Source organism: Pseudomonas sp. BN515 (genome assembly GCF_029873155.1).
Lineage (GTDB): Bacteria > Pseudomonadota > Gammaproteobacteria > Pseudomonadales > Pseudomonadaceae > Metapseudomonas.
The window spans coordinates 84,789-97,403 of record NZ_SSOH01000010.1 but is presented as its reverse complement, the minus strand read 5'-3'; the positions used below and the strand labels follow the sequence as shown (position 1 = coordinate 97,403).

The window sequence follows — 12,615 nt, the reverse complement described above, 5'->3', positions numbered from 1 at the left end:
GTGGGGCTTGTACAAATGGCCGGAGGGCCGGTCTCAGCGGGGTTGCACTGCCGCCGCGCCGCGAACCGGGGAGGGGCGGCTGGCTTGCAGCCAGGGCGCCAGCAGGCGGGTGGAAAGCGGGATGAACCAATAGGTCATCAGCGGCGTCAGCGCCAGGGTGCTGAGGAATATCCGCAGGGCCAGTGGCAGGTCGCCCAGCCAGCCGCCGAACAGCAGGTTGAAGGCCAGGGACACGGGGAAGAAAGCCAACCAGATGGCCACGCTCTGCTTCCAGCGCGGCGGCCGCTGCTCGGCCTTGCCGAACCAGGCGTCCAGGCCGAGGGCGCGATGCTCGTGGGGCTGCTCGAACAGTCCGGTGCCACGCTCCAGCCAGGCGCGGCGCGAAGCGGAGTGTTCCCAGGCGGCCAGGGTCGGCTCGTCGGTGAAGCGGAAGATCATCTGGAACTCGTCGTCATCCGGCGGCGGTGCCAGCACGCCCGAGCCGAGGTATCCGGGGAAGTCGGCGGCCAGTTGCTCGCCTTCGCGCAGCCAGGCCATGAAGTCCTGGTAGCGCTCGCGGGCGACGCGGCGGGCCACCATCAGGGTGACGGGATCGGCAGACATCGTGTATCTCCTTGCAACCGGGTGCCCGCCCGGATAGGGCCGGGGCACGTCACGCAGCGCCGGGGTGGTGGGCTGCGCTGAAAAAGAGGCAAGGATTATTCCGGTTTTTCGCCAAAGCGCCAGCGGGAAGGATGACCGGTGGGTCGTCCCGCGCCTGCCGCGGCCTGCGGTCGATTGGAATCCCCGCAACAAGGTTTAAACTGCGTGAATCCTTTCCCTGACGATTCCCACGCCATGACCGAATCCGGTGCATCCATCGCCGCAGCCGACCCGAAACAGGAAGAACTCTTCCCGATCCGGGAAGTTTCGCGTCTGACCGGGGTGAATCCGGTCACCCTGCGGGCCTGGGAACGGCGTTACGGGCTGATCCAGCCGACCCGCACCGAAAGTGGCCACCGCCTGTATTCCCTGGCGGATGTCGAGGCGGTGCGCAGCATCCTCGCCTGGATCGAGCGCGGTGTTTCGGTGAGCAAGGTGGGCAAGCTGCTGGCTCGCAGCAACGCCGCCAGGATGCCGGTGGCGCCGATCCACCAGGAAGCGGCTTCGGGGGAGTGGAACGAGCGTCGCACCCAGGTACGCAACGCCGTCGCTACCCTGGACGAGGCTGAGCTGGAGCGGGTCTACGGCCAGGTGTTTTCCACTTATCCACTGCACGTGGCGTTCGCCGATGTGCTGATGCCGGTCTGGCAGTCACTGCTGTTGCGCCAGGACGAGTTCGGTCGCGGCAGCGAATGGGTGTTCTTCGACAGCTTCCTGCGCGCCCGCGTCCTGCAGCGCCTGCAACTGTCGCGCAATAGCCAGCAGGAGCGGGTGCTGCTGGCGCCCTTGCCGGGGCAAGGGCGCGAGCTGGAGTTGCTGGTGGCCGGTCTGTTGCTGGGCAGCGGCGAGGTGGTGGTGAACGTGCTCGGCCTGGGCCAGCCCCTAGCGGAACTGGAGTTGGTCTGCGACAAGCTGCAACCCCAGGCGCTGGTGCTGTTCTCCAACCAGCCGCCGGCCGATGACCTCGGCCAACAGCTCAATCGCCTGGCCCTGGGTCTGGACTGTCCCCTGGCATTGGCTGGCGAGACCGCCGACCTGATGAGTGAGGAACTGGACGGCACGCCCGTGGCTTGCCTCGGCAGCGAGGGGCGCCTGATGCAGCGCCGCTTGCGGCAATTCCTGGTCGGGCATCTGGATACCTGAACCGGCCGTTGTCCCGTTGCAGGAGCGAGCTCTGCTCGCGAAAGATCTAATCAACGCGCTTCGCGAGCAGAGCTCGCTCCTACGTCCTGAGTTCTGCAAGTTCTGATCTGAGTGCCGCAACCTCCGCTTCCAGTTCGCGCACCCGCTGGCGGGTTTCCACCTGCTCGGTAACGTCTTTCTGGATGCCGATGAAATAGGTGAGCTGGTCGGATTCGTTGAATACCGGGGTGATGGACAGCTCGTTCCAGAAGGCGCTGCCGTCCTTGCGGTAGTTGCGCAGGATCTGCCGGCATGGCTGGCCATTGCGGATCGCCTGGCGGATGGCGGAGATGCCCAGCTGATTGCGGTCCTTGCCCTGGAGGAAACGGCAGTCCTGGTAGAGGATTTCGTCGCGGAGGTAGCCGGTGAGGCGCTCGAAGGAGGCGTTGGCGTAGATCAGGATGTTGTCTTCACCCTCTTGCTCGGCGACCACGATACCGTCGTTGGACGCGTCTATTACCAGTTGCAGCAGCTTGGCGTTGATCATGTTCCTGGCTCTGTCCGACCTGACCGGAAGCAGTCTACGGCATCCTGCGGACCTCGCCAGTTGCGGCATAATGCGAGGCATTTCGCCCCTCAGTTCGGAGTCCTCATGAAAGTCGCCATCCTGTCCGGCTCGGTGTACGGCACCGCCGAAGAAGTCGCCCGTCACGCGGAAAAGCTGCTCAAGGCCGCCGGCCTGGAGGCCAGCTACCTGCCCCGGGTGAGCCTGGACGAGCTGATCGCCTTCGACCCCGAAGCGCTGCTCACCGTGACCGCCACCACCGGCATGGGCGAGCTGCCGGATAACCTGCTGCCGCTGTACGCCGAGCTGCGCGACCGCCTGCCCAACTGGCGCGGCCGTTCCGGCGCCATCCTCGCCCTGGGGGATTCCAGCTATGACCTGTACTGCGGTGGCGGCGAGATGATGCGCGAACTCTATGCCGAGCTCGGCCTGCGCGAAGTGGTGGAGATGCAGCGCCTGGACGCCAGTGAAACCGTCACCCCCGAGCTGGATGCCGAGCCCTGGCTGAACGCTGTTATCGCAGCGCTGAAAGCCTGATGCACCCGCGCGCCGAATTCCTCATCCGCGAGCTGAAACTGGAGCCGCACCCTGAAGGTGGCTTCTATCGCCGGGTGTTCGAATCGGCCGCCCAAATGCCGGGTGGCCGCGCCGCGTCGTCGTCCATCTTCTTCCTGTTGCCGCAGGGTGGTGTGAGCCGCTGGCACCGGGTGGATGCCGACGAGGCCTGGCACTTCTACGAAGGCGACCCGCTGGAACTGCTGGTGGCTGAATCGCCCGCCGAGGTGCGCCGGGAAGTCCTTGGCCCGGTGGCTGAGGGTAGCCTGCCCCAGCGCACCGTACCCGCCCACGCCTGGCAAGCGGCCCGCTGCCTGGGTGCCTATACCCTGGTGGGCTGCAACGTGGCGCCCGGCTTCGAGTTCGCCGGCTTTCGCCTGCTGTCCGACGACCCGCAGGCTCAGCGGGAATGGCCGTTACTGGATCGCGAACTGATCTGATCCTGCATTGCATTTCCTGTAGGGGCGAATGAATTCGCCCCTACAGGGTCTCGTCATCTCGCCCTAGCGGCGAATACTCCCGCAACAGCTCTAGCCAGGCCTGCGCCGCGCGCGACAGGTAGGCACCGCGTCGCCAGACGAAGGCAATGTCCCAGCGCAGGTCGGGCTCGCGCAGCGGCACCAGACGCAGGCCCGGGCGTTGCAGTGGTCGGGCGACGATGCGCGGCAGCAGCACCACGCCCTGGCCGGCGGCCACCAGCGCGGCGAGGAAGTCGGCCTGACCACTGCGGCCCACTTCGCGCGGCGTGAAGCCGACCTGCCGGCACGCCTGCAACAGGCGGTCGTTGAGGGTGAAGCTCTGCTGGTAAAGCAGGAAGGGCGAGTCGGCCAGTTGCGCCAGTGCCAGGCTCTCTTCGCCGGCCAGGGGATGGTCCTCGGGCACGAGGATATCCAGCGGCTCATTGCAGAAGGGTTGGTAATCCAGCGCGGGGTCATTGGGGGTGAGGCTGCCACCCAGCTCCAGCTCACCCTGCAACAGCGCTTCTTCCATCAGCTTGCTGCCGCCTTCGAACAACCGCACCACGATGTTCGGATAACGCCGCCGGTACTGGGCGAACAGCTCGGCGAAGAGCACCTCGCCGCCCAGCAGCGGCAGTCCCAGGCGCAGCTCGCCACGGCGCAATTGGCTGAGGTCGTCCAGTTCGCTGTGCAGGTCCTGGCGCTGGCGCAGCATGTCCTCGGCATGGCGCAGCACCACCGCGCCGGCGTCGGTCAGGCGCAGGTGCGGGCCGCTGCGCTCCAGCAACTGCACGCCCAGGCGCTGTTCCAGCTGGGCCACTTGCTTGCTGACGGTGGACTGGGTGGCGTGCAGGGTTTTGCCGGCCTGGGTGAAACCACCCTGGCGGACCACCTCGACGAAGCTGCGTAACTGGCGGAATTCCATGGCTATTCCAATCTCGAATGGCTGCAAGTCGAACAATTCGCTTTTGGGATGATAGGCGCGGACCTAATCTGGCCACCAGTACCGAGGGTCACCGCCATGAACCGTTCCCGCCTGCTCCACCTCAGCCGTCTCGCCGCCGAACTCGTTGCCCTGGTCGGCCTCTATGCCCTGGGCTGCAAGCTCGCGGCGGTGTTGGGCTGGCCGATTCCCGGCGGTGTGATTGGCCTTGGCTTGCTGCTGGCTGCCTTCGCCAGCGGCTGGGTGAAACCGGCGGCGCTGCAACTGGGAGCCGGCCTGCTGATGGCCGAGATGCTGCTGTTCTTCATACCGGCGTTGATGAGCCTGCTGGACTACGGCGCACTGCTGCGCGAGGACGGCGTGCGCATCCTGGTGGTGATCGGCGCCAGCACCCTGCTGGTGATGCTGGCCACCTCACTGACCGTGGAAGCTGTGTGCCGCTGGAGGATGCGCCATGAACATTGAGCCCATGTCCTGGTTCTGGCTGGCGCTGACCCTGGCCGGCTACCTGGCCAGCCGCTGGATGTACCAGCGCACTGGCCGCTACCTGCTGTCGCCGCTGATCTTCGTGCCCGCGCTGCTGCTGGCAGTTGCGGTGCCGCTGCATACCGCCTATGCCGAATACGCCGGGGCGACCCATTGGCTGATGCTGTTGCTGGGCCCGGCCACCGTGGCTTTTGCCGTGCCCATCTGGCAGCAGCGCGCCTTGCTCGCCCGCCACTGGCCGGCACTGATGCTGGGCATGCTGGCCGGCAGTGGCGTGGCCATCGCCAGCTCCTGGGGCCTGGCCAATGCGCTGGCGCTGGAGTCCCAGGTGAGCCTGTCGTTGGTGCCGCGTTCCATCACCACACCCTTCGCCATGCCGCTCGCCCAGGACCTCGGCGGCGTGCCCGAACTGACGGCGGTTTTCGTCATGCTCACCGGCGTGTTCGGCGCTGTCGCCGGTGGCCTGCTGATTCGCTGGCTGCCCCTGAAGAGCGCCCTGGCCCGTGGCGCGCTGTTCGGCGTCGGCGCCCATGGCGCGGGTGTCAGCCGGGCCCAGGAAGTGGGCCGCGAAGAGGGCACGGTGGCCGGTCTGGTGATGGTGCTGATGGGCCTGCTCAACCTCTTCGCCGCACCGCTGGTCGCCGCGCTGATCTGACTCGCAAGGCCATTAAGCTGGCTGCCAAGGCGACTATCGCCCTGGCGGCCCGTGGCTAGACTCGTCGCACATACAACAACAACGAGGTTCCGCCATGACCGCCGCTCAAGCCCTCCCGTCGCTCAACCTCAAGGACAAGGTGTCCGCCGCCGAATGGCAGACCCGCGTCGACCTGGCCGCCTGCTACCGCCTGATCGCCCTGTATGGCTGGGACGACCTGATCTTCACCCACATCTCCGCCAAGGTCCCCGGCACGGAAGACTTCCTGATCAACCCCTACGGGCTGATGTTCCACGAGATCACCGCGTCAAGCCTGGTGAAGATCGACCTGGCCGGCAACAAGCTGATGGACAGCCCCTACGACATCAACCCGGCCGGCTACACCATCCACTGCGCGGTTCACGAGGTACGCCCGGACGTGGGCTGCGTGCTGCATATCCACACCTCGGCCGGCATCGCCGTTTCCGCGCAGAAGAACGGCCTGCTGCCGCTGTCCCAGCAATCGCTGTTCGTGCTCGCCAGCCTGGCTTACCACGGCTACGAAGGCGTGGCGCTGCACCACGAGGAAAAGGCCCGTCTGCAGGCCGACCTCGGCCAGGCCAACTTCATGATCCTGCCCAACCACGGCCTGCTCACTGCCTTCGGCAGCATCGCCGACGCTTTCCTCGGCATGTTCACCATGCAGCGCGCCTGCGAAATCCAGGTGATGGCCCAGGCTGGCGGTGGTGAACTTATCCACATCCCGCAGCAGATCCTCGACGGCGCCCGGGCGATGATCGCCGGCGTGATGAAAACCTCCACCGGCATGGGCGGTGCGCTGCCGTGGCCGGCGCTGCTGCGCAAGCTCGACCAGCAAATGCCCGGATACGACCAGTGACGGCGCTGTCCGGCATCCCCCTGGGCGACTGGCGCGCCCAGGCCAGGGACATGGACTTCCGGGGCCTGCGCGTCCGCTACTGGACGGCGGGAGAGGGCGAGCCGCTGCTGCTGATCCACGGTTTTCCCACCGCCTCCTGGGACTGGCACTACCTCTGGCAGCCCCTGGCCCGGCGCTTTCGCGTCATCGCCTGCGACATGCTGGGCTTTGGCTACTCGGCCAAGCCGAGCGGCCATGACTACCGGCTGCTGGAGCAGGCGGACCTGAAGCAGGCGCTGCTCGCCCACCTTGGCGTGGAGGGGGCGGTGCACGTGCTGGCCCACGATTACGGCGACAGCGTTGCCCAGGAGTTGCTGGCGCGGCATCACGAAGGGCGCTTCAAGCTGGCCAGCTGCGTCTTCCTCAATGGCGGTCTGTTCCCGGAAACCCACCGGCCGGTGCTGGTGCAGAAGCTGTTGCTGAGCCCGCTCGGTGGCCTGGTCGGGCGGCTGTTCTCGCGACGCAAGCTGGCCGCCAGCTTCGCCCAGGTGTTCGGCCCCGACACCCAGCCCAGCGATAGGGAGCTGGACGACTTCTGGCAACTGATCGCCGAGCAGGACGGTCCCGCCGTCATGCACCGGCTGATCCACTACATTCCCGAACGGCGCCAGCAGCGCGACCGCTGGGTGGCCGCGATGCAGAAGGGCGGAGTGCCGTTGCGCGTGATCGACGGGGCGGTGGACCCCATCTCCGGCGCCCACATGGTGGCGCGCTACCGCGAACTGATCCCGGATGCGGACGCCGTTCTGCTCGAAGGCATCGGCCACTATCCACAGACCGAAGCGCCGGAGCAGGTGCTGGAGCATTATCTGGCTTTTCAGGATCGGCTCTGACAACGGAATCGGATCATTCCTAGACCGCCTCCGCGGGGCGTGGCACTAGTATCCGGACCTCCCTGAAACGCCGGGCGGAAACTGCCCGGCAGCATCGAGGTCTGCTCATGCTTTTCCGTCTCCTGGTCTTCCTCTATCCCGTCGTCCGTACCCTTGGGCCGGGCGTTGCGGCCCTGCTGTTCATCTGCAGCCTCAGTCTCATTGGCTACGCCATCCTGCGCGATCCGGGCCCGTGGAGCTGGTTGGCCGCGATCGGCTGTCTCCTGGCGTCCGCCCTGCTTGCGCTGCTCTGCCACAGCTACCACTGGTGGCTGTTCAAGCTGCGTCCACGCGGAACCCTGTTCATTCCCATCAAGTAACGTCGCCCTTATCGGGCACCATTCATGGCGGTTCCGATTCTTGTGGGGCCGGGGTGAGCTGCCGGAGACTCGGCGGATACCCAGGCCTGCCAAGGAGCCAGCCCATGAGCGATGCAATCCGCTTCGAAGACAAAGTCGTAGTCGTCACCGGCGCCGGTGGTGGTATTGGCCGCGCCCATGCGCTGCTGTTCGCCCGTCATGGCGCCCGGGTTGTGGTCAACGACCTCGGCGGCAGCACCCACGGTGAAGGCGCCAACGCTTCGGCGGCCGACCGCGTGGTGGCGGAAATCCGCGAAGCCGGTGGCACCGCCGTGGCCAGCCATGACTCGGTGACCGACGGCGAGAAGATCGTGCAGGCCGCGCTCGATCACTTCGGGCGCATCGACGTGGTGGTGAACAACGCCGGCATCCTGCGCGACAAGACCTTCCACAAGATGGAGGACTCCGACTGGGACCTGGTCTACAAGGTCCACGTCGAAGGCGCCTACAAAGTCACCCGCGCCGCCTGGCCGCACATGCGCGAGCAGGGCTACGGCCGCGTCATCTTCACCTCGTCCACTTCGGGCATCTACGGCAACTTCGGCCAGTCCAACTACGGCATGGCCAAGCTCGGCCTCTACGGCCTGACCCGCAACCTGGCCATCGAAGGCCGCAAGAACAACATCCTGGTCAACGCCATCGCCCCCACCGGCGGCACCCGCATGACCGAAGGCCTGATCCCGCCGCAAGTGTTCGAACAGCTCAAGCCCGAGCTGGTAAGCCCGCTGGTGGTGTTCCTCGGCAGCGAGCAGTGCCAGGAAACCTCCGGCCTGTTCGAAGTGGGCGGCGGCTGGATCGGCAAGGTGCGCTGGGAGCGCAGCCTGGGCTTCGGCTTCGACCCCAAGGCCGGCTTCGACGCCGAGGACGTGGCGGCCAACTGGAAGACCATCTGCGACTTCGAAGGCGCTGCCCACCCGGCGGACAACGTCGAGGCCCTGCGCGAGATGATGGCCAACCTGCAGAAGTACGCCCTCTGATCCCGCCGTTCACCGGGGCAGTTCCGCCAGCGGGCTGAACATTCCGCCGGAGACGCACTATGTTGAAGGCCGGCCTTGTTGCCGGTCTTTTTCATTGGAGAAGCGACCGGCAATTCAATTGTTGTAGGAGCGAATTCATTCGCGAAGCTGGCCGCAGTTCAGTCATTGGGGCCGCTGCGCAGCCCATTCGCGAATGAATTCGCTCCCACAGGTTTTTTCTTTTCCTGCCCTTGGAGCCCCGTCATGAACGTCAGAGTCGAGAAGAACGGCCCCGTCACCACCCTGATCATCGACCGCCCCGAGGTGCGCAACGCCGTTGATCGTCCCACCGCCGAGGCGCTGGCAGCGGCGCTGCGGGCGTTCGAGGTGGACGAAGAGGCGCGGGTGGCGGTGCTCACCGGGTCAGGCGGAACCTTCTGCGCCGGCGCTGACCTGGGCGCCGTGGCTGAGGATGGCGCACGACGCAACCGCCTGGACTCCGAGGGCGACGGCCCCATGGGACCGAGCCGGATGCAACTGGCGAAACCGCTGATCGCCGCCATCGAGGGGCATGCGGTGGCCGGCGGCATGGAGCTGGCGCTGTTGGCGGATATGCGGGTGATGGCCGAGGACGCGGTGTTCGGCGTGTTCTGCCGGCGCTTCGGTGTACCGCTGATCGACGGCGGCACCGTGCGCCTGCCGCGCATCGTCGGTCAGGGCCGGGCGATGGACCTGATCCTCACCGGCCGTCCGGTCAAGGCCCAGGAAGCGCTGGCCATGGGGTTGGCCAACCGGGTCGTGGCCAAGGGCGAAGCCCGTGCTGCAGCCGAGGAACTGGCCCACGCCATCGCCGCCTTCCCGCAGCGCTGCATGCTGGCGGATCGGGCCAGCGCCTATGCCCAGTGGGAACTGCCGTTCGAGGCCGCCATCGCCAACGAGTTCAAGGGTGGGATGAAGGTTATCCACAGCGGCGAAACCCTGGCGGGCGCCCGATCCTTCAAGGCGGGGCAGGGGCGGCATGGCAGCTTTGACGATTGATTGCGATGGAACGCTGTAGTGAGTGCTTCCAGCTGCATGCTGTCTTCTGTGGGAGCGAATTTATTCGCGATCAAGGGGCAGACCTGCGGTCTGCTTTCGTGATTGAAATCACTCCCACAACGGCTGGATGCCTCCTGCTGCAATGCCGTGATTTCCTGTAGGGGCGAATTCATTCTCCAAGCAGGGCGAAGCCCTGCCTGGGGCCGACCCGATCAGCGCGAAATGATCACGTAGGTCTTGCGCAGCGTTTCCTTCACGTCCCACACGCCCAGGCTGTTGGCCGGCAGCAGCAGGGCGTCGCCTGCCTTGATCTCGATGGGCTCGCCACCGTCCGGGGTGAAGGTGCAGCTGCCGTGGGTGAAGTGGCAGAACTCCTGCTCGATGATCTGCCGGCGGAAGCGGCCGGGGCTGCATTCCCAGACGCCGGTTTCCACCTGGTCGGTGCGCTCCACCGAATGCACGCGGGTGTGCGGCACCGGCTCGCCGACAGGTACTGCGACCGGGGTCGGTTCGGACAGGGGAAGGTCGTGGGTGTTCTTCAGCAGGGTGGCTTTCATGTCGTTGGCTCCGCAAATGCCTGGATGTAGGAGCGAGCTCTGCTCGCGAATGGATGCAGTGAGAATTCGCGCGGCCTAGCGCATCAGGCCTTCCAGCAGGCCGGCCAGTTTCAGTGCCATGGTCCGGCGCCAGGGCGCGCTGTGGGGATTGGCCAGCACCCGGTCCTCGTGGACGAAGCTGCGGATGATGGCGTTGTAGCCGAGCCAGCGGCAGGGTTCCGGTTCCCAGGAGCTGAGGCGCTCCAGCGGGCCGTCGCCCAGCACCCAGGGCTGGCGGGTGAGCAGGGATTCCTTGCCGAGGATCAGGTCGGCCAGGGTGCGCCCGCCCAGGTTGCTGGCGCCCACGCCCTCGCCGCCGTAGCCGCCGGACAGGGCGATGCCGTTCTTGCGGTCCACCAGCATGTGCGGGCGGAAGCGTCGCGCCATGCCCAGGTTGCCGCCCCAACTGTGGGTGATGCGCACGTTACGCAGTTGCGGGAAAAGCTCGCCCAGCAGGTAGCGGCGCAGGCCGACTTCGTCCTCGGTGAGCTGGAAGTCCTGTCGTAGCTTGCCGCCGAAGCGGTAGCCGCCACGCGCACCGAAGGCCAGGCGATTGTCGGCGGTGCGTTGGGCATAAGTGACTTGGCGGCTGCTCTCGCTGAAAGCCTGGCCATGTTCCAGACCGATCTCTGCCCACTGCTCATCGGAAAGCGGTTCGGTGCCGATCAGCAGGCTCTGTACCGGCAATTGGTACTTGCCCAGCGGCGGCAGGCTGGCGGCGTAGCCTTCGATGGCCGGTACCACCCAGTGCGCCTTGAGTTCGCCCTGGGCGGTGCGTACCTGCCCCGGCTGCCAGTGGGTGGCGGGGCTCTGCTCGAACAGCTGCACGCCCATGCGTTCCACCGCCCGGGCCAGTCCGCGCACCAGCTTGGCCGGCTGGATGGTGGCGCAGTGCGGGGTGTGGATGCCGCCGTAGGGGTTGGCCACGCGCAACTGGCCGTTCAGTTCCTCGGGGCTCAGCCAGCGGTAGTCCGCTTCGGTCAGGCCTTCGGCGTACAGGTCGGCCAGTTGGCCGCGCAGACGCTTTTCCTGCTCCGGGTAGCGTGCGGCGCAATAGAGGATCCCGCCCTTGCGGTAGTGGCAGTCGATGCCTTCGCGCTGAAGCACGTCGGCCACTTCGTCGGGAATGCCATGCAGCAGGTCGAAGGACCCCTTGCGCACTTCGCTGGGCAGCGGCGCCAGGGCACGGTCCTCGCCCAGCAGGTTGCCCATCAGCCAGCCACCGTTGCGGCCGCTGGCGCCAAAGCCGGCGAACTCCGACTCGACGATGGCGATCTTCAGCTCGGGGGCCTGGCGCTTGAGGTAATAGGCCGTCCACAACCCGGTGTAGCCGGCGCCGATGATCGCCACGTCCACCTCGAGCGAACCGGACAGCGCCGGTCGCGGCTTGAGGTCTTCATCGAGCGTGTCCATCCACAGGCTGATCGAGCGCCAGTTCGGCATAGGCAGGTCCCCGTTGGCAGGTTGTTGTGGCTGGCAAGGCTAGAGCCTGGCCGGGCGCTTGTCGTGTGCGCGGGCACGCTGGGAATGAAGTACTGGGACTTGTCGGTAGGGTGCGCTGCGCGCACCAGCGTCACCGTGCAGGAAGTGAACCCCGCCAGTGCGCACGGCGCACCCTACGATTGGGGCAGCTGCTTGAGATAAGCCTTGGGCGACAGCCCGGTGTGCTGGCGGAAGCAGCGGTAGAAGGCGGAGAGCGAATTGAAGCCGGCGGTGAAGGCCAGTTCGTCGATGCGCACCGGCGGCACGGCAACTTCCAGCAGCTTGAGCAGGTGCTGCAGGCGGGCGTGGTTGACGTACTGGTAGAAGCTCTGGCCGAGCATCTGGTTCAGCAGGTAGGAAATCTGGTTGCGGGTATAGCCGGTGGCGCTGGCCACCTGGTGCAGGTCCAACGCCGGATCGAGGTAGGGCTGGGAACGCTGGAAGTATTCCTCGATGTCCCGCGCCAGCAGGCCGAGCTGGCGCGCTGACAGGCCGAGACGACTGGCCGCCGGTCGCTGCGACGGGGTCGTGCTGGACTGGGCCGCGGGCTGCACCAGCAGGGCGTACTCGTTGATCCGCCAGATCAGGCCGTCGCGCACGGTGATGGCTTCGCTGGCACGGAAGGTGCCGCCGCCGGCGACGCTGATGGCGTACTGGATGAAGGCGGTGTCGCCGTCGATGCGGATGCGGTCGTTGTGTTCGAGGAAGTCTTCCGGTCCGCTGGGCATGGTGGCGAGCAGGTAGTCGCGCATGTCATCGCGGCGCATGCAGCGGTTCTGGAAGAAGTCGTTGTATTCCACCTCGGGGTGGTAGAGCGCCAGCACGGCCTCGATGTCGCGGGCTTTCCAACTCAGGTGGTAGCGCATCACCACGTCACGGGTGGCGGCGGTCTGGGGATCGGGGGCTTGGTCGTGCGAACTCATGGGGCGGTCACGGCGGGAGGAATGTCAAAGCATGCCCGAGCCGCCGG

General features: G+C 66.4%; 16 protein-coding genes. 10 read left to right on the top strand and 6 right to left on the bottom strand.

What is annotated here, in order from left to right:
- Window positions 1-33: 33 nt before the first annotated feature.
- Window positions 34-603 (bottom strand): antibiotic biosynthesis monooxygenase, encoded by a 570-nt coding sequence (locus tag E8E91_RS00590; protein ID WP_280374149.1) that lies wholly within the window; start codon window positions 601-603, stop codon window positions 34-36.
- Between the two features lie 234 nt (window positions 604-837).
- Here E8E91_RS00590 and E8E91_RS00585 point away from each other — a divergent pair, with 234 nt between their 5' ends.
- Window positions 838-1,785 carry a MerR family transcriptional regulator gene (locus E8E91_RS00585; RefSeq protein ID WP_280374270.1) on the top strand — a complete coding sequence of 316 codons (948 nt, stop codon included), beginning with the start codon at window positions 838-840 and terminating at the stop codon, window positions 1,783-1,785.
- A 79-nt stretch (window positions 1,786-1,864) separates the two neighbouring features.
- Here E8E91_RS00585 and E8E91_RS00580 read toward each other — a convergent pair whose 3' ends face one another.
- Window positions 1,865-2,311 (bottom strand): PAS domain-containing protein, encoded by a 447-nt coding sequence (locus tag E8E91_RS00580; RefSeq protein ID WP_280374148.1) that lies wholly within the window; start codon window positions 2,309-2,311, stop codon window positions 1,865-1,867.
- A 105-nt stretch (window positions 2,312-2,416) separates the two neighbouring features.
- On the opposite strand from E8E91_RS00580, the gene E8E91_RS00575 reads away from it, so the two are divergent.
- Together E8E91_RS00575 and E8E91_RS00570 are read left to right on the top strand one after the other, a co-directional pair.
- Complete coding sequence (locus tag E8E91_RS00575) at window positions 2,417-2,866, top strand: flavodoxin (RefSeq protein WP_280374147.1); 450 nt, start codon at window positions 2,417-2,419, stop codon at window positions 2,864-2,866.
- Complete coding sequence (locus tag E8E91_RS00570) at window positions 2,866-3,324, top strand: cupin domain-containing protein (protein ID WP_280374145.1); 459 nt, start codon at window positions 2,866-2,868, stop codon at window positions 3,322-3,324. The genes E8E91_RS00575 and E8E91_RS00570 overlap by 1 nt, the downstream gene beginning before the upstream one ends.
- Before the next feature lie 40 nt (window positions 3,325-3,364).
- On the opposite strand, the gene E8E91_RS00565 is transcribed toward E8E91_RS00570, so the two are convergent.
- The gene (locus tag E8E91_RS00565) at window positions 3,365-4,267 is read right to left on the bottom strand and encodes a LysR family transcriptional regulator (protein ID WP_280374143.1); all 903 of its coding nucleotides are present in this window, start codon (window positions 4,265-4,267) and stop codon (window positions 3,365-3,367) included.
- A 96-nt stretch (window positions 4,268-4,363) separates the two neighbouring features.
- Between E8E91_RS00565 and E8E91_RS00560 the strand changes: the two genes are divergently transcribed.
- The 7 genes from E8E91_RS00560 (at window position 4,364) to E8E91_RS00530 (ending at window position 9,567) form a co-directional block, all read left to right on the top strand.
- Window positions 4,364-4,750 carry a CidA/LrgA family protein gene (locus E8E91_RS00560; protein WP_280374142.1) on the top strand — a complete coding sequence of 129 codons (387 nt, stop codon included), beginning with the start codon at window positions 4,364-4,366 and terminating at the stop codon, window positions 4,748-4,750.
- Window positions 4,740-5,426, top strand: coding sequence for an LrgB family protein (locus E8E91_RS00555; RefSeq protein WP_280374140.1), 687 nt, complete (start codon window positions 4,740-4,742; stop codon window positions 5,424-5,426). Before E8E91_RS00560 ends, E8E91_RS00555 begins: the two co-directional genes overlap by 11 nt.
- Before the next feature lie 94 nt (window positions 5,427-5,520).
- Window positions 5,521-6,303 carry a class II aldolase/adducin family protein gene (locus E8E91_RS00550; RefSeq protein WP_280374139.1) on the top strand — a complete coding sequence of 261 codons (783 nt, stop codon included), beginning with the start codon at window positions 5,521-5,523 and terminating at the stop codon, window positions 6,301-6,303.
- A gap of 50 nt (window positions 6,304-6,353) precedes the next feature.
- The gene (locus E8E91_RS00545; RefSeq protein WP_280374269.1) at window positions 6,354-7,175 is read left to right on the top strand and encodes an alpha/beta hydrolase; all 822 of its coding nucleotides are present in this window, start codon (window positions 6,354-6,356) and stop codon (window positions 7,173-7,175) included.
- A 107-nt stretch (window positions 7,176-7,282) separates the two neighbouring features.
- Complete coding sequence (locus E8E91_RS00540) at window positions 7,283-7,534, top strand: hypothetical protein (protein ID WP_280374138.1); 252 nt, start codon at window positions 7,283-7,285, stop codon at window positions 7,532-7,534.
- A 104-nt stretch (window positions 7,535-7,638) separates the two neighbouring features.
- Complete coding sequence (locus E8E91_RS00535) at window positions 7,639-8,550, top strand: SDR family oxidoreductase (protein ID WP_280374136.1); 912 nt, start codon at window positions 7,639-7,641, stop codon at window positions 8,548-8,550.
- 243 nt (window positions 8,551-8,793) lie between these two features.
- The gene (locus E8E91_RS00530) at window positions 8,794-9,567 is read left to right on the top strand and encodes a crotonase/enoyl-CoA hydratase family protein (protein ID WP_190830766.1); all 774 of its coding nucleotides are present in this window, start codon (window positions 8,794-8,796) and stop codon (window positions 9,565-9,567) included.
- Between the two features lie 212 nt (window positions 9,568-9,779).
- On the opposite strand, the gene E8E91_RS00525 is transcribed toward E8E91_RS00530, so the two are convergent.
- The 3 genes from E8E91_RS00525 to E8E91_RS00515 form a co-directional block, all read right to left on the bottom strand.
- Complete coding sequence (locus tag E8E91_RS00525; RefSeq protein ID WP_280374134.1) at window positions 9,780-10,124, bottom strand: cupin domain-containing protein; 345 nt, start codon at window positions 10,122-10,124, stop codon at window positions 9,780-9,782.
- 75 nt (window positions 10,125-10,199) lie between these two features.
- On the bottom strand, window positions 10,200-11,606 hold the full coding sequence (locus E8E91_RS00520) for an FAD-binding oxidoreductase (RefSeq protein ID WP_280374132.1): 1,407 nt from the start codon (window positions 11,604-11,606) through the stop codon (window positions 10,200-10,202).
- A 173-nt stretch (window positions 11,607-11,779) separates the two neighbouring features.
- A complete protein-coding gene (locus E8E91_RS00515; RefSeq protein ID WP_280374130.1) occupies window positions 11,780-12,568 on the bottom strand; it encodes a nuclear transport factor 2 family protein in 789 nt (262 codons plus the stop codon).
- Between the last annotated feature and the right edge of the window lie 47 nt (window positions 12,569-12,615).

Coding starts and splice junctions, on each gene's coding strand:
- E8E91_RS00555 (WP_280374140.1), top strand. CDS start 4,740: ATGAACATTGAGCCCATGTCCTGGTTCTGGCTGGCGCTGACCCTGGCC.
- E8E91_RS00530 (WP_190830766.1), top strand. CDS start 8,794: ATGAACGTCAGAGTCGAGAAGAACGGCCCCGTCACCACCCTGATCATC.
- E8E91_RS00525 (WP_280374134.1), bottom strand. CDS start 10,124: ATGAAAGCCACCCTGCTGAAGAACACCCACGACCTTCCCCTGTCCGAA.
- E8E91_RS00550 (WP_280374139.1), top strand. CDS start 5,521: ATGACCGCCGCTCAAGCCCTCCCGTCGCTCAACCTCAAGGACAAGGTG.
- E8E91_RS00590 (WP_280374149.1), bottom strand. CDS start 603: ATGTCTGCCGATCCCGTCACCCTGATGGTGGCCCGCCGCGTCGCCCGC.
- E8E91_RS00570 (WP_280374145.1), top strand. CDS start 2,866: ATGCACCCGCGCGCCGAATTCCTCATCCGCGAGCTGAAACTGGAGCCG.
- E8E91_RS00515 (WP_280374130.1), bottom strand. CDS start 12,568: ATGAGTTCGCACGACCAAGCCCCCGATCCCCAGACCGCCGCCACCCGT.
- E8E91_RS00575 (WP_280374147.1), top strand. CDS start 2,417: ATGAAAGTCGCCATCCTGTCCGGCTCGGTGTACGGCACCGCCGAAGAA.
- E8E91_RS00560 (WP_280374142.1), top strand. CDS start 4,364: ATGAACCGTTCCCGCCTGCTCCACCTCAGCCGTCTCGCCGCCGAACTC.
- E8E91_RS00545 (WP_280374269.1), top strand. CDS start 6,354: ATGGACTTCCGGGGCCTGCGCGTCCGCTACTGGACGGCGGGAGAGGGC.
- E8E91_RS00580 (WP_280374148.1), bottom strand. CDS start 2,311: ATGATCAACGCCAAGCTGCTGCAACTGGTAATAGACGCGTCCAACGAC.
- E8E91_RS00520 (WP_280374132.1), bottom strand. CDS start 11,606: ATGCCGAACTGGCGCTCGATCAGCCTGTGGATGGACACGCTCGATGAA.
- E8E91_RS00565 (WP_280374143.1), bottom strand. CDS start 4,267: ATGGAATTCCGCCAGTTACGCAGCTTCGTCGAGGTGGTCCGCCAGGGT.
- E8E91_RS00540 (WP_280374138.1), top strand. CDS start 7,283: ATGCTTTTCCGTCTCCTGGTCTTCCTCTATCCCGTCGTCCGTACCCTT.
- E8E91_RS00585 (WP_280374270.1), top strand. CDS start 838: ATGACCGAATCCGGTGCATCCATCGCCGCAGCCGACCCGAAACAGGAA.
- E8E91_RS00535 (WP_280374136.1), top strand. CDS start 7,639: ATGAGCGATGCAATCCGCTTCGAAGACAAAGTCGTAGTCGTCACCGGC.